At 64.6% G+C, this 23319-nt stretch carries 19 protein-coding genes and 3 tRNA genes; 11 read left to right on the forward strand and 11 right to left on the reverse strand.

All coding sequences use genetic code 11. The features are described 5' to 3' along the window. The first annotated feature begins 56 nt into the window (after positions 1-56). Positions 57-1294, forward strand: a protein-coding gene (locus tag AC3FOF_RS38370) for an IS3 family transposase (protein WP_488725926.1) whose coding sequence is annotated in 2 segments (ribosomal slippage) — positions 57-408 and positions 408-1294 — 1239 coding nt in all. Because the reading frame shifts where the segments join, the coding sequence is not laid out codon by codon here. 148 nt (positions 1295-1442) lie between these two features. Here the strand turns inward: AC3FOF_RS38370 and AC3FOF_RS38375 are convergent. The 3 genes from AC3FOF_RS38375 to acs form a co-directional block, all read right to left on the reverse strand. Continuing rightward, positions 1443-1533, reverse strand: a tRNA-Ser gene (locus tag AC3FOF_RS38375). 60 nt (positions 1534-1593) lie between these two features. Continuing rightward, positions 1594-3645, reverse strand: coding sequence for a VC_2705 family sodium/solute symporter (locus AC3FOF_RS38380; RefSeq protein WP_488729600.1), 2052 nt, complete (start codon positions 3643-3645; stop codon positions 1594-1596). Between the two features lie 81 nt (positions 3646-3726). Continuing rightward, positions 3727-5709, reverse strand: coding sequence for an acetate--CoA ligase (gene acs, locus AC3FOF_RS38385; RefSeq protein WP_488729601.1), 1983 nt, complete (start codon positions 5707-5709; stop codon positions 3727-3729). 293 nt (positions 5710-6002) lie between these two features. Here acs and AC3FOF_RS38390 point away from each other — a divergent pair, with 293 nt between their 5' ends. From AC3FOF_RS38390 to murI, 3 genes are all read left to right on the forward strand, one after another. Beyond that, a complete protein-coding gene (locus AC3FOF_RS38390) occupies positions 6003-6944 on the forward strand; it encodes a DMT family transporter (RefSeq protein ID WP_488729602.1) in 942 nt (313 codons plus the stop codon). Between the two features lie 149 nt (positions 6945-7093). Next, complete coding sequence (locus AC3FOF_RS38395) at positions 7094-8617, forward strand: fumarate hydratase (protein ID WP_017224547.1); 1524 nt, start codon at positions 7094-7096, stop codon at positions 8615-8617. A 122-nt stretch (positions 8618-8739) separates the two neighbouring features. Continuing rightward, the gene (gene murI, locus AC3FOF_RS38400; protein ID WP_488729603.1) at positions 8740-9552 is read left to right on the forward strand and encodes a glutamate racemase; all 813 of its coding nucleotides are present in this window, start codon (positions 8740-8742) and stop codon (positions 9550-9552) included. 39 nt (positions 9553-9591) lie between these two features. On the opposite strand, the gene AC3FOF_RS38405 is transcribed toward murI, so the two are convergent. Next, positions 9592-11892 carry an AAA family ATPase gene (locus AC3FOF_RS38405; protein WP_488729604.1) on the reverse strand — a complete coding sequence of 767 codons (2301 nt, stop codon included), beginning with the start codon at positions 11890-11892 and terminating at the stop codon, positions 9592-9594. 442 nt (positions 11893-12334) lie between these two features. Here AC3FOF_RS38405 and AC3FOF_RS38410 point away from each other — a divergent pair, with 442 nt between their 5' ends. The 4 genes from AC3FOF_RS38410 (at position 12335) to AC3FOF_RS38425 (ending at position 14794) form a co-directional block, all read left to right on the forward strand. Further along, the gene (locus AC3FOF_RS38410) at positions 12335-12991 is read left to right on the forward strand and encodes an energy transducer TonB (RefSeq protein WP_488729605.1); all 657 of its coding nucleotides are present in this window, start codon (positions 12335-12337) and stop codon (positions 12989-12991) included. Positions 12992-13020: 29 nt separating this feature from the next. Next, positions 13021-13755 (forward strand): MotA/TolQ/ExbB proton channel family protein, encoded by a 735-nt coding sequence (locus AC3FOF_RS38415; RefSeq protein WP_017229366.1) that lies wholly within the window; start codon positions 13021-13023, stop codon positions 13753-13755. Between the two features lie 29 nt (positions 13756-13784). Beyond that, positions 13785-14198 carry an ExbD/TolR family protein gene (locus AC3FOF_RS38420; protein ID WP_017229365.1) on the forward strand — a complete coding sequence of 138 codons (414 nt, stop codon included), beginning with the start codon at positions 13785-13787 and terminating at the stop codon, positions 14196-14198. A 272-nt stretch (positions 14199-14470) separates the two neighbouring features. Continuing rightward, the gene (locus AC3FOF_RS38425) at positions 14471-14794 is read left to right on the forward strand and encodes a hemin uptake protein HemP (protein ID WP_017229364.1); all 324 of its coding nucleotides are present in this window, start codon (positions 14471-14473) and stop codon (positions 14792-14794) included. Positions 14795-15075: 281 nt separating this feature from the next. Here the strand turns inward: AC3FOF_RS38425 and AC3FOF_RS38430 are convergent, their stop codons facing one another. The 3 genes from AC3FOF_RS38430 to AC3FOF_RS38440 all read right to left on the reverse strand — a co-directional run bounded on the left by AC3FOF_RS38430 (position 15076) and on the right by AC3FOF_RS38440 (position 16568). Continuing rightward, positions 15076-15483 carry a heme-binding protein gene (locus AC3FOF_RS38430; protein ID WP_017229362.1) on the reverse strand — a complete coding sequence of 136 codons (408 nt, stop codon included), beginning with the start codon at positions 15481-15483 and terminating at the stop codon, positions 15076-15078. 221 nt (positions 15484-15704) lie between these two features. Further along, on the reverse strand, positions 15705-15968 hold the full coding sequence (locus AC3FOF_RS38435; RefSeq protein WP_017229361.1) for a hypothetical protein: 264 nt from the start codon (positions 15966-15968) through the stop codon (positions 15705-15707). A 279-nt stretch (positions 15969-16247) separates the two neighbouring features. Then, the gene (locus tag AC3FOF_RS38440; RefSeq protein WP_035815098.1) at positions 16248-16568 is read right to left on the reverse strand and encodes a hypothetical protein; all 321 of its coding nucleotides are present in this window, start codon (positions 16566-16568) and stop codon (positions 16248-16250) included. A 209-nt stretch (positions 16569-16777) separates the two neighbouring features. Here AC3FOF_RS38440 and AC3FOF_RS38445 point away from each other — a divergent pair. Further along, positions 16778-16864, forward strand: a tRNA-Leu gene (locus AC3FOF_RS38445). A 146-nt stretch (positions 16865-17010) separates the two neighbouring features. Here AC3FOF_RS38445 and AC3FOF_RS38450 read toward each other — a convergent pair. Continuing rightward, a complete protein-coding gene (locus AC3FOF_RS38450; protein WP_017229359.1) occupies positions 17011-18096 on the reverse strand; it encodes a putative sulfate exporter family transporter in 1086 nt (361 codons plus the stop codon). A 124-nt stretch (positions 18097-18220) separates the two neighbouring features. Between AC3FOF_RS38450 and AC3FOF_RS38455 the strand changes: the two genes are divergently transcribed. Next, on the forward strand, positions 18221-19129 hold the full coding sequence (locus tag AC3FOF_RS38455) for a LysR family transcriptional regulator (RefSeq protein WP_276266141.1): 909 nt from the start codon (positions 18221-18223) through the stop codon (positions 19127-19129). Between the two features lie 24 nt (positions 19130-19153). Here the strand turns inward: AC3FOF_RS38455 and AC3FOF_RS38460 are convergent, their stop codons facing one another. Together AC3FOF_RS38460 and AC3FOF_RS38465 are read right to left on the reverse strand one after the other, a co-directional pair. Further along, positions 19154-20395, reverse strand: coding sequence for a cation:proton antiporter domain-containing protein (locus tag AC3FOF_RS38460; protein WP_488729606.1), 1242 nt, complete (start codon positions 20393-20395; stop codon positions 19154-19156). A 441-nt stretch (positions 20396-20836) separates the two neighbouring features. Continuing rightward, positions 20837-22381, reverse strand: a complete 1545-nt coding sequence (locus AC3FOF_RS38465; protein WP_488729607.1) for a methyl-accepting chemotaxis protein — start codon at positions 22379-22381, stop codon at positions 20837-20839. Between the two features lie 395 nt (positions 22382-22776). Here AC3FOF_RS38465 and AC3FOF_RS38470 point away from each other — a divergent pair, with 395 nt between their 5' ends. Continuing rightward, positions 22777-23109: a hypothetical protein gene (locus tag AC3FOF_RS38470; RefSeq protein WP_488729608.1), complete on the forward strand. Its 333-nt coding sequence runs from the start codon at positions 22777-22779 to the stop codon at positions 23107-23109. A gap of 59 nt (positions 23110-23168) precedes the next feature. On the opposite strand, the gene AC3FOF_RS38475 is transcribed toward AC3FOF_RS38470, so the two are convergent. Then, positions 23169-23242, reverse strand: a tRNA-Cys gene (locus AC3FOF_RS38475). Positions 23243-23319 lie beyond the last annotated feature (77 nt).

A 23319-nucleotide genomic window follows, 5' to 3' on the forward strand; every position in this document is an offset into this window, starting at 1 on the left:
CGTGACCCGTCCTGACTAAGGTTGACACTTTCCCCCCAGACAGGAAGGAGAGTCAATTGGAAGCGGTCGAAAAGCGAACTCAGCGGGACTACAGCCTGGCTTTTAAACTAGCGGTGGTGGAGCAGGTCGAAAAAGGCGAATTGACCTACAAGCAGGCCCAACAGCGGTACGGGATCCAGGGGCGCTCGACAGTGCTGGTATGGTTACGCAAGCACGGACTACAGGACTGGAGCGGCTCGTCGTCGCGTAGAGCTGCCAGCACCGCCATGGGAAACGAAACCGACAAGCCACTGACGCCGGAGCAGCGGATCAAGGAATTGGAAGTACAGCTGAAGGAGGCGAACGAGAAGGCTCGCTTGTTTGAGGCCGTGATCGACGTGATCCAGAAGGAGCACGGGGTTCGCATCGTAAAAAAGCCCTCGGGCAGGTCCTCGCGCAAAAGCTCGTCCAAGGGCTGAGCGTCAGCAGGGCCTGCCGCTATGTCGGCATCAGCCGACAGGCATACTACAAACGCCAGCACAGTGAGCGCCTGCGGCTTGAGCGAGACGCCAAGGTTTGCGCCATGGTGACCTACACTCGCCTGCGCCAGCCGCGCTTGGGCACGCGCAAGCTTCAGCACATCTTGCGCTCACCCTTGGCTCAGGCCGGTATCCAGATCGGCCGTGACCGCTTGTTCGACATACTGCGTGCGGCTCGCTTGCTGGTGGCGCCGCAGCGGGCTTATCACAAGACCACGCATAGCCATCATCGCTTCCGGCGACATCCCAACCTGCTCAAGGATGGGCCCCAGAAGGTTGTTCCAACGGGTCCGGAACAGGTCTGGGTGGCTGACATCACGTACTTGCCGACCGCCCAGCGCTTCGTCTACCTAAGCCTGGTGACCGACGCCTACTCTCGCAAGATCGTCGGCTACCACGTGCATGACAGCCTGCAGACCGAGCAGGTGAGCCAGGCGCTGAGGATGGCGCTGCGGGGCCGCAGCACGCGCCAGCCGCTGGTTCACCACTCGGATCGCGGGATCCAGTACTGCTTGACCTACTACCAGGAGATCCATCAGCGCCATGGGCTGATTTGCTCCATGACCGATGGCTACGATTGTTACCAGAATGCCATGGCAGAACGCGTCAACGGCATTCTCAAAAGCGAGTTCTTGCTGCAGCGGCCTGCCGACCTGAAGCAGGCCGCTCGCATGGTCGAACAGTCCATCCGTATCTACAACCGCGAGCGACCGCATCAGTCGCTGAAATACAAAACGCCCAATGAGGTTCATCGGGCGTCTCTTGCTACAACTTGAACGAGCAAACCGCGTGCAGCGGGGTGTCAACCTATGTCAGGACTTGACACCGGAGCCACACCCTGCGTTGAGGCGTGAATGCCTCGGCGTATCTGCTGCGCCGGAAATGGAAAAAGCCCTTGGGAACCAAGGGCTTTTTCCATGAAACTGGCGGAGAGAGGGGGATTCGAACCCCCGATAGGCTATTAACCTATACACGCTTTCCAGGCGTGCGACTTAAACCGCTCATCCATCTCTCCGAGAAGTCCGCGATTATAGCAGGCTTGCTCAGCAAATCCAGTGTTTCTTGATGCAATCCGTTAGCCGCGTCGCAAGTAAGTCACCAGGCGGTCTATCACCGGTGCATTGCGGGGCGTCAGCAGGCTCACCAGGATGGCCACGGCAAAGCCCGCCGGGACGCCGAAGGCACCGGATGCGATCGGGTCCACGCCAAACCAGCGGTTGCCGAAGAAGCCTGTCATGCGGGTGAAGAAGGGATAGTTGACGAAAATATAGTAAACGGACACCCCGAGTCCCGCTGCCATGCCCGCGACCGCGCCGGCGGCCGTGGTGCGCCGCCAGAAGATCGCCAGCACCAGTACCGGGAAAAAGCTGGAGGCCGCCAGCGAGAACGCCGCGCCGACCAGGAAGAGGATATTGCCGGGGCGCAGCGAGGTGACATAAGAGGCAAACAGTGCCACGCCCAGCAGCACGATCTTGGCGGTGGTGACCCGCCGCTGGTGGCTCGCCGTGCGGTCGATCATATGATAGAAAACATCGTGCGAGAGCGCATTGGCGATGGTCAGGAGCAGGCCGTCGGCGGTGGACAGCGCCGCCGCCAGCGCGCCGGCGGCAACCAGCCCCGAGATCACATAGGGCAGGCCGGCGATCTCCGGTGCCGCAAGCACGATCATGTCGGGCTGGATCAGCAGCTCCGCCCACTGCACGATGCCATCGCCGTTGACATCGCGGATGCCGAACACCGGCGGATCGACCTTGCGCCACTGCACCACCCATTGCGGCAGTTCCGCATAGGGCGTGCCGACCAGGTGCTGGAGGAATTCGTACTTGACCAGCGCGGCCAGCGCCGGCGCCGACACATAGAGCAGCGCGATGAAGAACACCGCCCAGGCCACGGAGTTGCGCGACTCCTTCACCGACGGCGTTGTGTAGAGCCGGGTCAGGATATGCGGCAGGCTGGCGGTTCCCAGCATCAGGCAGAACACCAGCAATACGAAATTCAGGCGCTTGGTCTTGCGCTCCCCCTCCGAAGGGGAAGGATAGGGTTCCGTCGACGGAATGCTCGGCTGGCTGCGTGCCAGTGCTTCCTCGCGCTGCTGGTTCCATTGCTGCTGGGCCGCGGCCACGTCGCGCGGATACTCGACCCGTTCGCGCTCGACCGTCTTGATCTCGCGCAGCGGCGCATTGCGCAGGCGCAGTTCCTGGAGGCGCACGGCCAGCGCGTTACGCTCCTCGTCATACGATTGCGGCAACCTGGCGATGCGCTCCTGCATCTGGATCGCCTGCTGCCGGTAGTACTCGCGCACGGCCTGCTCCGCCGGGTCGCGCTCCATGCTGCGCTCGCGCGCGTCGATCTGCGACAGCAGCTTGCCGTAGCTCAGCTGCGGCAGCGCTTCGTGATGATGCTTCCAGGCAATCATCGAGACCGTCGCCAGGAAGGCCACGATCAGCATGATGTACTGCGCCACCTGGGTCCACGTCACTGCCCGCATGCCGCCCAGGAAAGAGCACACCAGAATACCGGCCAGGCCGAAGAACACGCCGACGGCAAACTCCACGCCGATAAAGCGCGTGACGATCAGCCCCACCCCCTGGATCTGCGCCACCAGATAGACGAAGGAGCACAGCGATGCCGCCAGCACGGCAATCGCGCGCACCGGCATATTGCCGCCGGGCTTGCCGTTGCCGTAGCGCGCCGCCAGGAAGTCGGGAATGGTGTAGCCGCCGTACTTGCGCAGATAGGGCGCGAGCAGGAAAGCCACCAGGCAATAGCCGCCGGTCCAGCCCATCACATAGGCCAGCCCTTCGTAGCCCGACGCGAACAGGATGCCGGCCAGGCCGATGAAGGACGCCGCGCTCATCCAGTCGGCCGCGATCGCCATGCCGTTGAACAAGGCCGGCACGCGCCGTCCGGCTACATAGTACTCATTGAGATCCGAGGTACGGCAGATCAGCCCGATGCACGCATAGATGGCGATGGTGACGAACAGGAAGACATAGCCAAGCCAGAGCGCATCGCCGCTGGAATGCTCCAGCAGGCTCATCATGCCGATAAAGGTGAACAGGCCGACGGTGAACAGGCCGTAGTACAACAGCAGCCGGCGGCGAAAGCGCGACTGTTCGTCGGGCATGGGAAAAGTGGTTGGACGGGCGGGGTGGATGCGGCGGGAACCTGCCGGCATGGCGCGCCGGCAGGCTGGTTTGTAGCCCCGTTATTGGGCCTGTTTCAACTGATCCAGGATGGCGGGGTTTTCCAGGGTGGAGGTGTCCTGGGTGATTTCCTCGTTCTTGGCCAGCGAGCGCAACAGGCGCCGCATGATCTTGCCGGAGCGCGTCTTGGGCAGGTTGTCGCCGAAGCGGATGTCCTTGGGCTTGGCGATCGGACCGATCTCCTTGCCCACCCAGTTGCGCAGCTCGGCGGCGATCTGCCTGGCTTCTTCCTCGTTCGGGCGCGAACGCTTGAGCACCACGAAGGCACAGATGGCTTCGCCGGTCATGTCATCCGGCCGGCCCACCACTGCGGCCTCGGCCACCATCGGGTTGGACACCAGCGCGGACTCGATTTCCATCGTGCCCATGCGGTGGCCCGAGACGTTGAGCACGTCGTCGATGCGGCCCATGATGGTGAAGTAGCCGGTGTCCTTGTCGCGGATCGAACCGTCGCCGGCAAGATAGAGCGTGCCGCCCAGCTCTTCCGGGAAGTAGCTCTTCTTGAAGCGCTCCGGGTCGCCCCAGATGGTGCGGATCATCGAGGGCCACGGGCGCTTGACCACCAGGATGCCGCCATTGCCGTTGGGCACGTCCTGCCCGGTTTCATCCACGATGGCCGCCATGATGCCCGGCAGCGGCAAGGTGCAGGAACCCGGCACCAGCGGCGTGGCGCCCGGCAGCGGCGTGATCATGTGGCCGCCGGTCTCGGTCTGCCAGAAGGTGTCGACGATCGGGCAGCGCTCGCCGCCGATATTGCGGTAGTACCACATCCACGCTTCGGGGTTGATGGGCTCGCCCACCGTGCCCAGCAGGCGCAGGCTGGACAGATCGTATTGCTTCGGATGGATCTTCTCGTCGGCCTCGGCCGCCTTGATCAGGGAGCGGATCGCGGTCGGCGCGGTGTAGAAGATGCTGACCTTGTGGCGTGCGATCATGTCCCAGAAACGGCCGGCATTGGGATAGGTCGGCACGCCCTCGAACACCACCTGGGTGGCGCCGGCGGCCAGCGGGCCGTAGGCGATATAGGTGTGCCCGGTGACCCAGCCGATGTCGGCGGTACACCAGAACAGGTCGTCGGGCTTGATGTCGAAGCTCCACTTCATCGTCATCAGCGCCCACAGCAGGTAGCCGCCGGTGCTGTGCTGCACGCCCTTGGGCTTGCCGGTGGAGCCCGAGGTATAGAGCACGAACAGCGGATGCTCGGCGCTGACGGGTTCGGCCTCGCAGGTTTCCGGCTGGCCGGCGGCGACGTCGTCCATCCAGAGGTCGCGGCCTTCGGTCCAGTTGACCTTGCCGCCGGTGCGGCGGTACACGATCACATTCCTGACCGCTTCGCAGCCACCGAGCGCCAGCGCTTCATCGGCGATGGCCTTGAGCGGCAGCGCCTTGCCACCGCGCATCTGTTCGTCGGCGGTGATCAGCGCCACCGCGCCGACGTCGACCAGCCGCTCCTGCAGCGACTTGGCGGAGAAACCGCCGAACACCACCGAATGGGTCGCGCCGATGCGGGCGCAGGCCTGCATGGCCACGACGCCCTCGACCGACATCGGGATATAGATGACGACGCGGTCGCCCTTCTTGATGCCGAGCCCCCGCAGGCCATTGGCGAACTGGCAAACCTTGGCGTGCAACTGGCGGTAGGTCACCTTGCTGACGGCGCCGTCGTCGGCCTCGAAGACGATGGCGACCTTGTCGGCGTTGCCGTTGTCCAGGTTGCGGTCCAGGCAGTTGTACGAGGCATTGAGTTCGCCGTCCTCGAACCACTTGTAAAACGGCGCGTTGCTCTCGTCGAGCACCTTGGTGAACGGCTTGTTCCAGTGCAACAGCTCGCGCGCGTGGCGGGCCCAGAAGCCTTCGTAGTCGCGCTCGGCTTCGTCGCACAGCACCTGGTAAGCCTCCATGCTGGGGATCGCGGCGTGCTTGGCGAACGACTCCGGGGGATTGAAAACGCGATGCTCCTGCATCACCGACTCGATGGCGGACATTTGTTTGTCTCCTGATATGGCCTGGCTGCTTGGCTGCCAACTTACGCGCGACGCCTTACTTAAACCTGACGCAGGCAACAGCCGGCGCCGGCGCGCTGGCTGTTGCAATGCAGCATGAAATATCGTCCCGGCGAAGCATCCGCGCATGGGATGTGCAGCCTTATCCATTAGGCTAGCACAGCTATAATGCCGCGAGCCCTTTCCCGAACATGGCGCTACGGCATTGCAGGTCGCGCGGGCCGCCGCACACACCTCCGAATCCCTGCCGCTCCCATGGCTTTCACGCAACGCACGTGCCCATCCACGCCCTCTTCCTGATCGCCGCCATGGCCCTGGTCGGCAGCAATGTCGGCCTGGGCAAGGCCATCGTGGCCTATGTGCCGATCCTGCTGTTCGCCCTGCTGCGCTTTGCCATCGCCATTGCCTGCCTGGCGCCCTGGTACCGGCCGTCACGCATGCGGATGGTGTCGCGCGGCGAGTGGCTCAACCTTTTCCTGCAGGCGTTCTTCGGCACCTTCCTGTTCACGCTGCTGATGCTGGGCGGGGTACGCCTGACCAGCGCCATGGCGGCGGGCGTGATCACCAGCACCATCCCGGCCACGGTCGCCCTGCTCTCCTGGCTGATCCTGCGCGAGCGGCTATCGCGGCGCACGGTGTTATCGGTGCTGCTGGCGGTTGCAGGCATTGCGGTGCTGAACGTGGCGCGCGGCACGGATCACGGCAGCGGCGGCGAGCGCGCGCTGCTCGGCAACCTGATGATCATGGGTGCGGTGATCTGCGAGTCGATCTATGTGATCCTCTCGCGGCGCCTGGCGCAGACGCTGGCTGCCATCGAGATCTGCGCGTACACACACCTGATCGGCGGACTGCTGATGCTGCCGCTGGGCCTGGTGCCGCTGCTGAATTTCGACGCGAGCACGGTCCCGGGGCCCATCTGGCTGATGCTGCTCTGGTACGCACTGTCGGCCAGCATCTTCTCGTTCTGGTTGTGGATGAAAGGCGTGCGCCACGTACCGGCGCAACTGGCCGGCGTGTTCACGGCGGTACTGCCGGTGGCTGCCGCCACCTATGGCATCGTCTTCCTGGGCGAGCAGCCCGGCTGGGCGCATGGCGTGGCGCTGGCGTGCGTGCTGGCCGGCATCGGGCTGGCCAGCTGGCCCGGTCCGATCGCGCGCGGCGCGTGGCGCGCCGACCGTGCCACGTCGCGCGGGGCCGACTCCGGCCACGCGGGCTGACGGGCCGCGGCCGTCGGGTGCGCGCGGTCACGCGCGGTGGCGCCGGCATCACCCGAGAGACTGTCGACAAGCGCATGCAGGCCGGCAACCCACCCCGCCTGGGTGTATCATCGCGGGTTGAATTTCCCCTCGACTGTCCTCCCCATAAAATGACTGTCATCAAGCAAGAAGACCTCATCCAGAGCGTCGCCGACTCCCTCCAGTACATCAGCTACTACCACCCGATGGACTACATCACCAGCCTGGGCCGCGCCTATGAGCTGGAGCAGAGTCCCGCCGCCAAGGATGCGATCGCGCAGATCCTGACCAACAGCCGCATGTGCGCAGAAGGCAAGCGCCCGATCTGCCAGGACACCGGCATCGTCACGATCTTCGTCAAGGTGGGCATGGACGTGCGCTGGGACGGCGCCACCATGGGGCTCTCGGACATGATCAACGAAGGCGTGCGCCGCGGCTACACCAACCCCGACAACGTGCTGCGCGCCTCCATCGTGAACCCGCCCGAAGGCGGCCGCAAGAACACCAAGGACAACACTCCCGCCGTGATCCACTATGAAGTGGTGCCCGGCAATACGGTGGACATCCAGGTGGCGGCCAAGGGCGGCGGCTCCGAGAACAAGTCGAAGTTCGTGATGCTCAACCCCTCCGACTCCATCGTCGACTGGGTGCTCAAGACCGTGCCGACCATGGGCGCCGGCTGGTGCCCGCCGGGCATGCTGGGCATCGGCATCGGCGGTACCGCCGAGAAGGCCATGGTCATGGCCAAGGAATCGCTGATGGACCCGATCGACATCCAGGATGTGATCGCACGCGGCCCGCAGGACTGGATCGAGGAACTGCGCGTCGAGCTGTACGAGAAGGTCAATGCACTGGGCATCGGCGCGCAGGGCCTGGGCGGCCTGGCCACCGTGCTCGACGTCAAGATCATGGGCTACCCGACCCACGCGGCTTCCAAGCCGGTGGCGATGATCCCGAACTGCGCGGCTACCCGCCACGTGCACTTCACGCTGGATGGCAGCGGCCCGGCCAAGCTCGAGGCCCCCGACCTGTCGGCCTGGCCGAAGGTGGAGTGGGCACCGAACACCGAAACCTCCAAGCGCGTCGACCTCAACACGCTGACGCCGGAAGAAGTCGCCTCATGGAAGCCCGGCCAGACCCTGCTGCTCAACGGCAAGATGCTGACCGGGCGCGACGCCGCGCACAAGCGCATCGCCGACATGCTGGCCAAGGGCGAGAAGCTGCCGGTGGACTTCAAGAACCGCGTGATCTACTACGTCGGTCCGGTCGACCCGGTGCGCGACGAAGCCGTCGGCCCGGCAGGACCCACCACCGCCACGCGCATGGACAAGTTCACCGAGATGATGCTGGCCGAAACCGGCCTGATCTCGATGATCGGCAAGGCCGAGCGCGGCCCGGTGGCGATCGAGGCCATCAAGAAGCACAAGTCGGCCTACCTGATGGCGGTCGGCGGCGCAGCCTACCTGGTGGCGAAGGCCATCAAGCACGCCAAGGTGGTCGGCTTCGAAGACCTCGGCATGGAAGCCATCTACGAGTTCGACGTCAAGGACATGCCCGTGACGGTGGCCGTGGACAGCGAAGGCACCTCGGTGCACAAGACCGGCCCTGCTGAATGGCAGGCCAAGATCGGCAAGATCCCGGTCGCAGCGCTGTAAAGCGTGCCGCACCGCGACAGCCATGCTGTCAGCGAAAGCCGGGTCTTCCGACCCGGCTTTTTGCTACCGGCCCTCTTGCTGGCCCGACTGTCCGACCGTCCGATTGCCTTTTTATCCTCCCCGTGAACAACGCACCCATCGGCATCTTCGATTCCGGCCTCGGCGGCCTGTCCGTATTGCGCGAAGTCCGCGCCCTGCTGCCGCATGAATCGCTGATCTACGTCGCCGACTCGAAATACGCGCCTTATGGCGAGAAACCCGAACGCTTCGTCGAAGCACGCACCCTGCAGGTTTGCGAGTGGCTGGTGGCGCAGGGCTGCAAGGCCCTGGTGATCGCCTGCAACACGGCCACCATGCATGCAGTGCAGACGCTGCGCGCGCGGCTTGCGCTACCCATCGTCGGCGTCGAGCCGGGCCTGAAGCCTGCCGCCGCGGCAAGCCGCAGCAAGGTGGTTGGCGTGCTGGCCACCAGCAATACATTGAAGAGCGCGAAGTTCGGCCGGCTGCTCGCCTCGATGGAAGGCGAGAGCCGCTTCCTGTGCGAGGCGGGCGTCGGGCTGGTTCCGCTGATCGAGCAGGGCGATGTGAACGGGCCGGCCGTGCGCGAGAAACTCACGGCCTACCTTTCACCGATGCTGGAAGCCGGCGCCGATACGCTGGTGCTTGGCTGCACCCATTACCCCTTCCTGTCCGACGCCGTGCGCGATCTGGTGGGCGACCGGCTGGCGCTGGTCGACACCGGTGACGCGATTGCACGGCAATTGCACCGCAAGCTCGCCGAGCACGGCATGGCCGCCGATGCCGGCGCCGTGCCGGTCGACCGCTACGCGTCGACCAAGGATGCCGCCCACCTGCGCGCCATGGCAGCGGCGCTGCTGCACGTGGATGCGCCGGCCGAAACCGTGGTGATCGAACCCGCGCCGGCGCTCGGCTGAGGCGGCGGCGGCGCCTTTAACCGTATCGATCCGGTCCGGCTACTGGAGAAAACCTAGTGGCCGGCGCTGCCGCACATCGGGCTTGACCGCATGTTCCTGGCGCAGTTGTGCCAGGAATTCATCGGGCGTCAGCGTTTCCTCCAGCAGCACGCACTGCCGCTTGACGGTGGCGAAATCGCCCGGCGTCAGGCAATCCAGCTTCGCCAGTTCCTCGCGCATTGCGGCATCCAGGCGGCCGGCGTCGGCGTCCAGCGCTTCCTCGATAAACATCGCGGTGCGTTGCTCCACCTTCAGCGGCAGGAAACGGATCTTGAACGAGAAGCGCCGCAGCGCCGCCTCGTCGATCCGTTCGAACAGGTTGGTGGTGCAGACGAAGATGCCGTTGAAGCGCTCCATGCCCTGCAGCATCTCGTTGACCTCAGACACTTCATAATTGCGCACCGCGTTCTGCCGGCTCTGCATGAAGCTGTCGGCCTCGTCGAGCAGCAGTATCGCGCCGTCCTCTTCGGCCCGGGCGAACATGGCGGCGATCTGCTGTTCGGTTTCGCCCACATACTTGCTCATCAGGTCGGAGGCGCGGCGGATCATCAGCGGCTGCTCCAGCGCCGCCGCGATGTGCTCCGCCAGCGCGGTCTTGCCCGTGCCGGGCGGTCCGTAGAAGCAGAGCGTCCCGCGCTGGCGCGCCTTGAGCGCCTGCACGATCTTGCCCACTTCGTAGCGGGTCTCCAGGTTGAGATAGTCCAGCCGGTAGTGCGTCACCACCGGCCGCCCTTCCACTTCCGGGCGCAAGCCCATGGCGCGATCGGCATGGTCGAGCTGTCGCAATATCAGCGCCTCCACCGGCTCGGCCACGCCGGGGCCCGCCAGCTGTACGAAGCGCGCTGCCGACTGCACCTGCGCCGGCGTCAGGGTCTTGCGCGCCGCCAGCAACGCGATGAAGGCGTCGCTCACGTCCAGCGTACCGAGGTGCTTGCGGATGATGTTTTCGCGCACCAGCGGCGGCGGGATCTTCAGCTCCAGGTGAAACTGGAAGCGGCGCAGGTAGGCCGGATCGATCTGTCGAATCGAGTTTGAAATCCAGATCACCGGCACCGGGTTCTGCTCCAGCGTCTGGTTGACCCACGCCTTGCCGTTCACCGAGCCGCGGGCGTCCTCCTGCCCGAACAGGCTGGTCAGCTCGCGCGCGCTGCCGGGGAACACGTCCTCGACCTCATCGAACAGCAGCGCCGTGCGCGGACGGCCGCGCAGGAAGGCCTGCGACACCTGCAGCGAGCGGTAGCGGTCCTTGCCCGACAGGCTGTTGCCTTCGCGGTCCAGGCAATCCACTTCGTACAGTTCGCAGCCCGCCTCGCGCGCCAGCAGGCGCGCGAACTCGGTCTTGCCGGTTCCCGGCGGACCGTAGATCAGCACATTGACGCCGCAGGCATGCTGCCGCGTGGCGTTCGCCAGCAGCGCCGACAGGTAACGTGCATCGGTCTCCACATGCGGATAGTCGCCGGTGCCCAGCGTAGGCGCCGCCGCCGGCCGCGTGAAGACCGCCATCATCTCGGCCTCGTTCGCGTAGTTGCCGAGCAGCACGTGCAGCAAGCGATCCGACAGCCGCATCAGGTCGCCGAGATCCGTCACGCTGTTCTCGGGCAAGGGCTGCTCGATCAGGTTGAGCGTCTCCAGGCGAGAACCGGGCCGTAGCGAGGCCGCCACCGCGCCCGGGCTGGCGCCGGTCAGCCCGGCCAGGATCTGGAAGGCCTCCTGGCTATGCGCCACCTTGCAGTCCACCATTACCGCGCGCAGGTCGCGCTTGTATTTGGCCAGCGCCGCGTACAGCAGCAGCTTGCGTTCGTGCTCCGGCAGGTCGAGCACATGGCTGAGCATGTCGATATTGCGCACCAGCAGCACGCGCTCGCCATCCAGGCGCGCGGCCAGCGACGCCGCCGACACATCGAACACGGCGAACATGTCCTTGGCGTGGTGCTTGACGTACTCGTCAAGGTAATAGAACAATGCGCTTTCGTCGAAGGCGCTGTTCCATTGCCCGTGCCGCTCCAGAAACTCCTCGGGCGTCAGCCGCGCGGCGCCCTTCCAGGCCGGCATATCGGCGCAGCGCGCCGCCAGAAAACGCTGGACGCGCAGCACCACGCCATAGGGCCAGACCATTTCCTGGGCACTGACGGTCAGTATGTCGTTGATGTTGCTGCGCAGATTGAAGCGCGGCCCCAGCGCGCACACCACGCGCAAGGCGAACTGGGCGCACATCCAGTCAAGCGCGGAGGTGCCTGGCGTGCCGGCGGTGGCATGCAGGAGCGTAGAGCTGTCGTCTTCGGCGAAACGGGTGAAGTCCATGGCCTGGTCCTCTCGCACGGGGGAGCGCCGTGGCCGGCGCGGCGAATTGCTCTTCTTTTCCTATGCTAGCGCGCTTTGTGGCAGATCGGACATTGCCGGCAACCCTGTGCCGTGCGAGAACGCGCATTTTGCCGCAGGGCCGGGAACACTGGGGCAACCGGCGGTCAAATCGGCGTATAAAGACGGCTGCGCGCTGACGAACCATGCGTTGCACAAAAATGCCACCAAATAAGAATCATTATCGTTTATACTTGCCCCCTGACACGCTGCCCCGAGAGCGGCGCTCCCACCGGCATCCCTGTTGAAGGAGCGTTTATCATGGAATTGCTGCTTAGCTTGCTGGTCGGTTGTGGCATCTCGCTGATCCTGTTCTATCGCAAATAGGCCCTATCGCTAATAAAAGCCGGCGCAGTGCCAGTTCGCCGACATCTGCTGTTTTCTCATGTTCGATCAACGTTTTTTAAAGATCACGCTCGCCGTCCTGCTGTTTCACGCCGGCCTGCTTTACCTGATCCAGAGCGGCCTGGGGCGCAAAATCACGGAGGCCGTGATCTCGCCGGAAATCGTCGCCCGCATCATCCCGCTCGAACCGCCCCAGAAGCCCGCCGAGACGCCAAAGCCTCAGCCGGAAGCACCGCCCAGGCAGGTCAAGATCACCAAGCCCATCCCGCCGCAGCCACAGCCGCGCCCGACGCCGACGCCGGTGGCTTCGCTGCCGCCTACGCCCAACGCCGTGGAAGCGCCGCCGGCGCCACCCGCACCGCCCGCGCCACCTGCACCCGCACCCGAGCCGCCAGCACCGGCCGCGCCGGCTGCGCCGCGCACGATCGGTGCTGGCGAGATACAGTGCGAACAACCGCCGCCCGTGTATCCGAAACAGGCACAGCGCGTGGGCGAAATGGGCAAGACCACGGTGCGCATCACGCTCGATGAGACTGCCAAGCCCGTCAAGACCGTCGTGACCGTTTCGAGCGGGTCAAGCCGCCTGGATCAGGCCGCACTGGATGCTGCCAAGCGGATCCGCTGCAAACCCTATGTGAACAATGGCCGAGCCGAGACAGTCAACGTGCTCCAGCCGTTCAACTTCGAACTCAACTGATTTCAATACCGACCTCACCAGGAACCATCATGCAGGACCTCGGACTCTCTCACCTCTGGACGCAAGGCGATTTCGTCATGCGTGCCACCGCCATCATTCTGCTCATCATGTCGCTGGCTTCGTGGATCGTGATTCTCACGAAGGCGTGGGATCTGTTCCGGCTCAAGAAGATGGCGCACGGCGCTGAAAAGCAGTTCTGGCATTCCGACGATTTCGATCATGCGCTCGAAACGCTCGGCAGCAGCGACGCCAACCCGTTCCGCACGCTCGCCGTGACCGGCAAGGAAGCCGCGCAGCACCATCGCGCCAGCCAGCCGCAATTGCACGACGTGATGGACATCTCGGACTGGATCACCCGCTCGCTCAAGAGCGCCATCGACGAGGCCGTCGCCCGCATGCAATCGGGCCTGGCCGTGCTGGCCTCGGTCGGTTCCACCGCGCCGTTCGTCGGCCTGTTCGGTACCGTGTGGGGCATCTATCACGCACTGATCGGTATCGGTGCCTCCGGCGTGCCGACCATCGACAAGGTGGCCGGCCCGGTGGGCGAGGCACTGATCATGACCGCCTTCGGCCTGGCCGTGGCCATCCCCGCGGTGCTCGGCTACAACGCGCTGAGCCGGGGCAACAAGGGCGTGATCTCGAAGCTCAACCGCTTCGCCCATGACCTGCATGCCTACTTCATCACCGGTGCCCGCGTGCGCCCGGCCAGCAACCGCGCCGGCGCCGACGACAATGGCGTGCGCCTCGCCGTCAAGAACCAGTAAGGCCGCAGCAACGCAACAAGGAAGTCATCATGGCATTCGGCACACTAGATTCGGACGATGACGAAGTAATGAGCGAAATCAACATGACGCCGCTGGTCGACGTCATGCTGGTGCTGCTGATCATCTTCATCATCACCATCCCGGTCATCAACCACGCGGTCAAGATCGACCTGCCGCGCGCGACCAACACGCCCAACGATCCCAAGCCGCAGAACATCAACGTATCGATCGACGCCGGCGGCAAGATCTTCTGGAACCAGAGCGAAGTGGACGAGCCCACGCTCGAAGCCAACATCGCCCAGGCCGCGCAACTGCAACCGCAGCCGGAACTGCACCTGCGCGCCGATCGCGCCGTGCGCTACGAGTTCGTGGCCGAGGTGATGGCCGCCGCGCAGCACGGCGGGCTGGGGAAGATTGGCTTTATTACCGAGCCAAAGCACTGACGGCGGCAGCGCGTCGCGCCATGCGGCACCGACATGCCGCATGCGCGGGAAGATCGAAAAGGGCACTCCATGGAGTGCCCTTTTCGTTTGCCGGAGCCGCTCGCGGTATGCATTGCAGCGAAGCGGGATGCTGCTATGGGACGCGCAAGCAGAGACTGAAAAAGTCTATTGTAATGATAACGGTTCTCATTTAATATGAGATCACCTTGAACCCGGTCTTGTCAGTACGCAGTCCCGCGTGCCGCCACAGACCATCGGACCGGAGCCTGCCGATGAGCACCCTGCCGCTGCCGCAACCGCATGTCACCCGCCGCCGTCTTTCCCTGCGCCGGGTCGAAGTCACACCCAACAAGTCCCATCAGGCGCGGCGCGAGAGCCCGGCCAGCGCGGCGATCGAATCGATGAAATCCGCCGTGGCTGCCTTGCCCGCCCGGCTCGAAGCCCTGGTACGCGACAGCCTGCCCGCCGCGCCGGCAGGCAACGCAGTCCCCCTGGACACGCTGATGCGCGGCAACAACCTGCTGCCGATCCTGCACAATGGCGAGGTCTATACCCTGCGCATCACGCGCTATGGCAAGCTGATCCTGACAAAATGAGATCGTCGCGTGCCCGCGTCAGCGACACGCGGAGGTTCGGCTTGCACAAGCGCCCTCCCCCGCAAGGCAATGGCCATGCAGGCGGAAACGATGTGATGACGAAAGGACGCGAGGGGGGAAGCATCTCCGGCCACCGGAACCGGCAGCCCGGCGGCGAAGCCTTTCGGCAGGCTCCGGTCTTGGGCAAGGCAATGCTTTCGATGCGCAATCAGAAACTAGCGGTGCACCAGTGAGCCAGGCTCATTGCCGCACCGCGACCTGCCTTGCTGCGCAGGCCTGGCTCAGACGCCCAGGGCGGCAATGCCGGCGCGCGCGATCTGCGCGTCTTCGGTCGATTTCACGCCAGATACGCCTACCGCGCCGACCACCTGGTCATTGACGACGATGGGCACGCCGCCCTCCAGCATGCCTTGCAGCACGGGGGCGGTCATGAACGAGTGGCGGCCGTTGTTGATCATGTCTTCATAGACCTTCGACTCGCGACGGCCCAGCGACGACGTACGTGCCTTCTCGGTGGCGATGTAGCCGGAGATCGGCGCAGCGCCGTCCAGGCGCTGCAGCGCCAGCAGGTGACCGCCATCGTCAACGATGGCAATCGAGACTGCCCATTGGTGATTCTTGGCTTCGACCTCGGCCGCGGCCAGCACCTTCTTCACATCATCTGCCGTCAGCACGGTTTTCTGCTGCATACCACTCTCCTCGAATATCAGTTCGGTGAATCAGTTCAATGAGCCGGAAGTATAGCGCGCCAGGGCCCGCGGCATGACCACGGCCGGGCCCGCCAGGCGGCCGGATCCCCGCGCACCGCCCAAGCAAAAGACCCGCACCAGGCGGGTCTTTTGCTTATGCAGAGCGTTGCTTCCTGCAAGTGCCGGCGCCCTCAGGGCCCGCGAACCTGCATAGCGCGGGTTCAGGCTCCGTCGCTGAACTGGTCGCGGCGATCGCCAACCTTGGCGCCATCGGTGAACGGGTCCACCTTGCCCATCTTGGCGCCATCGGTGAAGGGGTCCACCTTGCCCATCTTCGCGCCGTCGGTGAAGGGATCTACCTTGCCCATCTTGGCGCCGTCGGTGTAAGGGTCTGCCTTGGCGATACCGGCGGCAAATGCGGAGGCGGAGAGTGCGGACAGGGCGGTCAGTGCTGCGATCGCTACCAGGCTATTCTTGATCTTCATGGTCGGATTCACTTGGGAATACTGTGTGCTGGAGAGGGCACCAGATGTCAGAGCTTTGTGGAATCTTGTCATCACGGTGTCACAGCGAGAGTATAAGGGGAAACCCTAATAACGATATAAGCACCCGTTTGATCTGTCTCTTCAAATTTTTTGACCCCATTGGCAACGATGGAACCAATTCGCCACACCTGCCTACAGCGCCCCTTCCAGGGGGGCCACCATAGAAAAAGGCCCCGAAGGGCCCTTTCCCGTGATCTGCGCATGGCAGATCGTTCAGGCTTATCGCCAGTGGCGATGCTCGCGATGCCAGTGCCCCGGCGGCCCATAGTAGCCGCGGCCATAGTAGGCCGGACCATAGTAGGCCGGACCGTAATACACCGGGGCCGGCCGCACCACGACAGGCGGCGGACCATAGTAGACAGGCGCCGGCGCCATCACCACCGGGGGCGCGGCAACATAGGCCGGCGGCGGGTAGTAAGCCGGACCGCCGACGACAACGCCAGGCAGGCCGATGCCCACGCCAATGCTCACATGGGCCATTGCCGCACCCGATGCCAGCCCCCCGAGTAAAGCGAGTCCTGCGAGCAACCAACGTTTCATGATCCTTGCCTCTTGCAAGTCGTTATTCGATAAACCGTATTGTAGATTCCTGGGAAAATCCAGGTGAAACCGCAGGCTCAACATTGTTACCAGGCGTAACAAGCGCCACTTGCCCATGCAAGCTGCCGTATGGCCCGGCCATATCGCTGCAAACGCCGCGCGGAGCTTGCATCACCGCGCCCAACCGACCACAATACCGGGCTTGCCGTGCGGCCGTGGAGAAATTGGTAGACTCAGCAGACTTAAAATCTGCCGCCTTTACGGGCTTACGGGTTCGACCCCCGTCGGCCGCACCAGCATCCATCCCAGCGTGGTACGCCCTTCCCGGTCAGAGGGTTGCAGCCATCGCCGATGGCACGGCCCATGTTCTGGACCATGCCCCCAAGTCACTTCCCCTCTGTGCACCCGGGCCTGGCCGCCGCCAGCGCACCAGGGCGCGGGCTCAGGCCACCGCCGCGCACAGCAGCGCGCCGCTGACCATCAGGAACAAGAACAACAGCCCAGCCAGCAGCAGCGGCTTGCGCCCGGCGCGCAGCAAAGTGCCGATCCGGGTATGCAGCCCGATAGCCAGCATCGCGCAGGCCAGCAACCAGTTGTCGAAGGCCAGCAGCGAGGGCTTCCACTCCTGCGGCACAAGGCCGGCAGAATGCACCGCCATCACCGCCACGAAACCCACCGCGAACCACGGCACCGCTTTCAGGATGGCCCCCCATGGCCGCTCTGCGCTGCTCTTCTGGCCTTCCGCGCCCCCCTTCGGCCACAGCGCCAGTACCAGCAGCAGGGGACCCAGCGCCAGCACACGCACCATCTTGGTCACCACAGCGGCATCCGCAGTGGCATCGCTGACCATCTTGCCGGCCGCTATCACCTGCGCCACTTCATGCAGCGTCGCGCCGGTGTAGATGCCGAACACGCGCTCGCTGACTGCCCAGTGCAAATGCTGTGTCGCCAGCTCGAAGAGATACGGATAGAGCAGCATCCCCGCCGTGCCGAACAGGACCACGGTGGCCACCGCAACCGCGGTCTGGCGGTCATCCGTGCGCACCACAGAGGCCACCGCGATGGCCGCGGCGGCACCGCAAACCGCGCTGCCCGCGCTGACCAGGATGGCTTCGCGGCGTGTCAGCCCCAGCAGCGAGGAGCCGATCCAGATCCCCACCAGCATTGTCGATACCAGCATGACCAGCGGCACCAGCACGCCAGCCGGACCGAGGTCGATGATGGCGCCGAAGGTCAGGCGCAGGCCATACAGCGCCACGCCGAGCCGAAGCAACTGCTGGCGAGCCAGCTGCATGCCCGGCCCCAGCGGGGTCAGCCAGCGCTGGGGCAAGGTGTTGCCCGCAACCATGCCGGCAAACATCGCCAGCGTCAGCGCGCTCATGCCAAGCTTGGCGATGGCCGGGTGCGCCGAGAAGACCATGGCCAGCCAGGCGATAAAACCCAGCGGCACCAGCGTCAGGAGCCGGGTGGACCAGGAGGGCGGCGCGATGCCGAGACTGACGGCTGGGGACGACGGAGTGGATGACATGGCAAGGGTCCTGCCCCTGCGGCCTGGCGGCTTCGGGGCGTATGTTGATCATGTCCCGAGGGTACTGAGCAGGCGAAAACCTGTAAAACAGGTAATATCGCTATACATTACCTGAAATACAGATATGACCCAGCGCCCCCTTCGCCTGACCTTGCGCCAGCTCTCCGTCTTCGTCGCGGTCGCGCAGCATGGCAGCACCGTCGCCGCCGCCGACGCACTGGCAATGTCGCAATCCGCGGTCAGCGCCGCGCTGGCGGATCTCGAGGGCGCGCTGGGCGGTGCCCTGTTCGACCGGGTCGCGCGCCGGCTGAGCATCAACGAGACCGGCAGGCTGTTTTTTCCGCGTGCGCTTTCGCTGCTGGATCAGGCACATGAACTCGAGCGCTTCACCGTCCAGCCCGGCGTGCAACTGCGCATTGCCGCCAGCAATACCATCGGTAGCTATATCCTGCCGGGCCTGCTAGCGGGATTTCGCAACGCGCAAAACGGCTCTTGCGCACTCGACATGCGCATCGGCAACACGCGTGACGTTCTGCAGGCGCTGCTGCAGTTCGAGGCCGATATCGGTCTGATCGAGGGCACTTGCCACGAGCGCGACCTGCGCAGCGCGCACTGGCGCGACGATGTCATGGTGGTGGTGGTGGGCCCAGCCCATCCCCTCGCCAGGATGCCCGGCGACCTCGCCGCCCTGCGGGATGCCGACTGGGTCGTGCGCGAGCCCGGCTCGGGCACGCGGGAAATCATCGAACAACGCCTGGCGCCGCTCCTGGGGGAGTTGCGCTTTGCGCTGGAACTCGGCAATACCGAAGCGATCAAGCGCGCCGTGATGAGCGGCTTCGGCGTGAGCTGCCTCTCGCTGCAGGTCGTGGAAGACGAATTGCAGCGTGGCACGCTGGTGGCGCTGCGCGAGGGCCTGCCCGAGGTGGTCAGGCCGCTGCAGCTCGTGGTCCACCAGGACAAGTATCCCACGCAGGGCCTGCTGGCCTTTACCGAGTATCTGCGGCGCGAGGCCGTGGCGGCGGCCGGCCGCTGAGCCGCTGCGACGGGCTGCCGGCACTCAAGCCGGCTGCGGATCGCCCTCGCCCTCGCCCTCCTGCTTGGCGGTGTAGCGGTCAAGCATGTAGAACAGCAGCGGATTCAGCACGATGGACAGCAGCGCACCGGCCAGGATCAGGGCCTGGCCACGCTCCGGCAGAATCTTGAGGTAGACGCCGAGACCGGCAAGAATGAAGGAGAACTCGCCGATCTGCGCCAGGCTGACGGCGATGGTCATGCCGGTACGGGTGGAATGCCCGAACGCCCGCACGATGCAGAGGGCCGCAACCGATTTGCCCACCACGATGATGAACAGCGTAGCCAGCACACCCCAGGGATCGGTGATCAGCACCATGGGATTGAACAGCATCCCGACCGAAACGAAGAACAACACCGCGAATGCATCGCGCAGCGGCAGCGATTCCTCGGCCGCGCGATGGCTGAATTCGGATTCCGCCAGGACCATGCCAGCAAAGAAGGCGCCGAGCGCAAAGGACACGCCGAACAGGGAATAGGCACCAAAGGCCACGCCCAGTGCCGTGGCCAGCACCGCCAGCCGGAACAGCTCGCGGCTGCCGGTCCAGACGATGCGCTCCAGCATCCACGGAATGAAGCGCCGGCCGATCACCAGCATCACGGCAACGAAGGCGGCCACCTTGCCCAGGGTGGATAGCACGGTCAGCAGGATATCGCCCGAACTGGCCGAGGCGGCCCCCGAACCGGCCTCCCCGGCCGGCGCAAGCAAACCCGCGAGCGCCGGCAACAGAACCAGCGTCAGCACCATCGCCAGGTCCTCCACGATCAGCCAGCCCACCGCGATCCGCCCCTGCGGCGACTCCACCAGATTGCGCTCTTGCAAAGCCTTCAGCAGCACCACCGTGCTCGCCACCGAGAGTGCAAGCCCATAAACCAGGCCAGGCCCCCACTCCCACCCAAAGCCCCAGGCCACGCCCATGCCCAGCACGGTAGCAATGGCGATCTGCACCACCGCGCCGGGGATGGCGATCTTCTTCACCGCCATCAGGTCCTTGAGCGAGAAATGCAGGCCGACCCCGAACATCAGGAGAATCACCCCGAGCTCCGCCAGTTCGGGCGCCAGCGCCTGATCCGCGGTGTAGCCAGGCGTGTGCGGGCCGACCACGATGCCCGCGCACAGGTAGCCGATCAGCGGGGGCAGCTTGAGCCGGTTGGCCAGCGCACCCAGAATGAAGGCCAGGACAAGACCGCCGACAATGGTGCTGATAAGCGGGGTAGCGTGATGCATGCGTGCAGGGTTCCTCGTGGGTGGCCATGATGGCGTTGACTGGATAACCCCGCCCGCCCCCAAACACAGCTGCAACGGGGACACGAAGCACAGCCCCCGTAGCAGCGTGAAACGCCGGGCAGGGACCAAGGGAGCCGCACTGATTCAGGGAAAACGGGAACGGGAGTCTTGCAGCAGCGCAGGGGCTTCAGCGGGCCGCCGGTCCGTTCGGACGACGATGGCACGCCGTTCAGGCCAGATGCATCCTGAACGCCCCGCGAAGACTACGCTATGGAATGTAACACGATCGCCGCTGCGGCAATGCGAGGAATCGAAGGAGGATATGCCCGCTCATAGCGCTTCGGAGTCATCGGGCGGCGTTCGCCTGCAGCGGGGACCGGCACCGCAAGCCATTACGCGCGATCGCCATGCACGGGCGCCCGGGCGGACGGCACCGGCGCGCTAGTTCACGGTCACGCGGAAAGTCGCCACCGTATCGCGTAGCTTGTGAGCCTGTTCGTCCAGCGACTGCGCAGCGGCGGCCGCCTGCTCCACCAACGCGGCGTTCTGCTGGGTAACCTGGTCCATTTGCCCCACAGCCTGGTTGACCTGCTCGATCCCCGTACTCTGCTCCCTGGAGGCCGCGGCGATCTCGCTGATGATATCGGACACTTTCTTCACGGCCTGCTGGATCTCGCTCATGGTTCGTCCGGCATCTTCAGCCTGTGCCGAGCCCGTGCGCACGGTATCGACTGATGTGTCGATCAGATCCTTGATCTCCTTGGCGGCGCTGGACGAGCGCTGCGCCAGGCTGCGCACTTCGCCGGCCACCACCGCGAAGCCACGACCCTGCTCCCCGGCACGCGCCGCCTCCACGGCGGCATTGAGCGCCAGGATATTGGTCTGGAACGCGATGCCTTCGATCAGGTTGGTAATTTCCGCGATCCGCGTGGAACTGACGTTGATTGCGCCCATGGTATCCACCATCTGCTGTACCGCCGTGCTGCCGTGCTTCGCCACATCCGCTGCACTGTCCGCCAGGCCACTGGCCCGCCGTGCGTTGTCGGCATTCTGCCGCACCGTCGCGGTCAGTTCCTCCAGGCTGGCGGCCGACTGCTCGAGCGACGCCGCCTGCTGCTCGGTGCGCGACGACAGATCCGAATTGCCCGCCGCTATCTGATGCGCCGCAGTGCTCACTGAATCGGTCGACAGGCGCACTTCGCGCAGCGCTGATGCGACCCGCTCGATCAACTGGTTGAACGCCATCGCCGTGCGCCCGATCTCATCCTTGTGTTGCACCGAGGCACGACGGTCCAGGTCCAGCGAATCGCTGACATAGTGCAGCGTCTCCTCGATGTCCGCCAGGCTGCCATGGATGCGGCGATAGAGCGAGTAGCCCATCGCACCGCTGGCGAGTAAGGCTGCGGCAATGATCACAGAAACCAGGGTCAGCGCCAGTTCATACGCCTTTTGGTTGCTGCCGACCACTTGCTCACCCAGCCCGGCGTTATAGGCGACGTGCTCGTTGATGGCGGCGCGCAGAGCGGTAAGCGCCGCCGGCAGCGCGCCACCCGTCAGCATGCCCCGCGCTGCCCCGACATCGCCGGCCGCGAGCAGTTCCATGAAGCGCTCCCGTTCCGCACGAAAGCGCTTCATGATGGCAAGGTCGGCTTCAAGCATCCTGGCATCGGTTTCGTCGGAAATATCGCTGCGCGCATAGGCGGCAGCGATGCTGTCAAAATCCTGGTCGGCCTTCGCCAGTTCTGCCACGGCTTGCGCACGCCCACTCGCTTCCGCCGACATGGCGTAAGCATGGAGCGACGCAGGCATGCCATTGACGATGGCCCGCAGGTCGCTCAGCGAGCGCACACTGACCAGCGTGTTTTCATTGAAGTAGGTAAAGCGCCCCTGCGACTCGCGCAGTTGCCAGATACCGCCGATGCCGGCGGCAAGCATGGCGAACAAGGCCAGCGACAAGGTGACCAGTAAGCGTTGGGTGATATTCATTGCGCATTCTCGGCGCGCACGGGCGCGCCACTCCTGCAAAGAGGGATGATGGAATGACGCTTGCGGGCGGCTGGCGCACCAGTTGCCCCATCACCCGCAAGCCCAGACAAATCTGCTTTGGAAGCGCGCTTGCAACATCTCCGGATCCGGCGAGCCGTCTTTTGAACAGCCCCCTCCTACGCCTTTACGGCAGCCCGCGAAAAAGCTGAAGCAAAATCAGGAGAAAACGGGAAATAGGCGATGATATTAGGAGTAATCCTAAATTTAGAAGACGATCCGCTTGTTTCGGCGAAATCCCGGGCTCAACCCATTCGCCTTGCAAGCCGCGCCTGACCGCGATCGCGCCATCGCCGCACCCGCCCGGACGTTGAGACCACCATCGGTCATGAGGCTGAATGCGCGCAGACGAAAGCTTGAACCGTGTGCCAAGCCACAAATCCGTGGGACTTCTGGCGGATACCTCCGATGGCGGCACTTGCCTGGTCTTACGCCTCGAACGGCAGTACAACCTCGGCGTGATCTTTACCGAAGGGCCGGATGGCACGTTCTTGTCGGAAGTGGATGTACGCCTGCGGCGGCATGACAAGGTACTGGCGGCGATCCAGGCTACGGGCCCGCGTTGCCTGCTCAAGCTGCCGCCCGACTACCGTGTGGAAGCCACCTGCAAGGAACGTACGCAATACGTGATCATGGAGGCTGGCTCCATGGGGACGGGCATACGTTGGTGACTTGAGCCAGAAAGCAAAAAGCGCCACCGGTTAGGGTAGCGCTAAGTGCTTGAATATCCTGGAGGCGGGGGTCGGAATCGAACCGGCGTACACGGCTTTGCAGGCCGCTGCATGACCACTCTGCCACCCCGCCGGGTGACTTGCTGCTGGATTGTAGCCGCATTCGCCTGACCCTGCCCGGGCCGCGCCTGCGCACTACCATCACAAACA

The sequence above is a fragment of the Cupriavidus sp. 96C5-1 genome, from assembly GCF_057798855.1.

Bases quoted from the DNA above. Each gene is read 5' to 3' on its own strand.
- AC3FOF_RS38380 (WP_488729600.1), bottom strand. From the start codon at position 3,645: ATGCCCGACGAACAGTCGCGCTTTCGCCGCCGGCTGCTGTTGTACTAC.
- acs (WP_488729601.1), bottom strand. From the start codon at position 5,709: ATGTCCGCCATCGAGTCGGTGATGCAGGAGCATCGCGTTTTCAATCCC.
- AC3FOF_RS38395 (WP_017224547.1), top strand. From the start codon at position 7,094: ATGACTGTCATCAAGCAAGAAGACCTCATCCAGAGCGTCGCCGACTCC.
- AC3FOF_RS38405 (WP_488729604.1), bottom strand. From the start codon at position 11,892: ATGGACTTCACCCGTTTCGCCGAAGACGACAGCTCTACGCTCCTGCAT.
- AC3FOF_RS38410 (WP_488729605.1), top strand. From the start codon at position 12,335: ATGTTCGATCAACGTTTTTTAAAGATCACGCTCGCCGTCCTGCTGTTT.
- AC3FOF_RS38415 (WP_017229366.1), top strand. From the start codon at position 13,021: ATGCAGGACCTCGGACTCTCTCACCTCTGGACGCAAGGCGATTTCGTC.
- AC3FOF_RS38420 (WP_017229365.1), top strand. From the start codon at position 13,785: ATGGCATTCGGCACACTAGATTCGGACGATGACGAAGTAATGAGCGAA.
- AC3FOF_RS38425 (WP_017229364.1), top strand. From the start codon at position 14,471: ATGAGCACCCTGCCGCTGCCGCAACCGCATGTCACCCGCCGCCGTCTT.
- AC3FOF_RS38430 (WP_017229362.1), bottom strand. From the start codon at position 15,483: ATGCAGCAGAAAACCGTGCTGACGGCAGATGATGTGAAGAAGGTGCTG.
- AC3FOF_RS38435 (WP_017229361.1), bottom strand. From the start codon at position 15,968: ATGAAGATCAAGAATAGCCTGGTAGCGATCGCAGCACTGACCGCCCTG.
- AC3FOF_RS38440 (WP_035815098.1), bottom strand. From the start codon at position 16,568: ATGAAACGTTGGTTGCTCGCAGGACTCGCTTTACTCGGGGGGCTGGCA.
- AC3FOF_RS38450 (WP_017229359.1), bottom strand. From the start codon at position 18,096: ATGTCATCCACTCCGTCGTCCCCAGCCGTCAGTCTCGGCATCGCGCCG.
- AC3FOF_RS38455 (WP_276266141.1), top strand. From the start codon at position 18,221: ATGACCCAGCGCCCCCTTCGCCTGACCTTGCGCCAGCTCTCCGTCTTC.
- AC3FOF_RS38460 (WP_488729606.1), bottom strand. From the start codon at position 20,395: ATGCATCACGCTACCCCGCTTATCAGCACCATTGTCGGCGGTCTTGTC.
- AC3FOF_RS38465 (WP_488729607.1), bottom strand. From the start codon at position 22,381: ATGAATATCACCCAACGCTTACTGGTCACCTTGTCGCTGGCCTTGTTC.
- AC3FOF_RS38470 (WP_488729608.1), top strand. From the start codon at position 22,777: ATGCGCGCAGACGAAAGCTTGAACCGTGTGCCAAGCCACAAATCCGTG.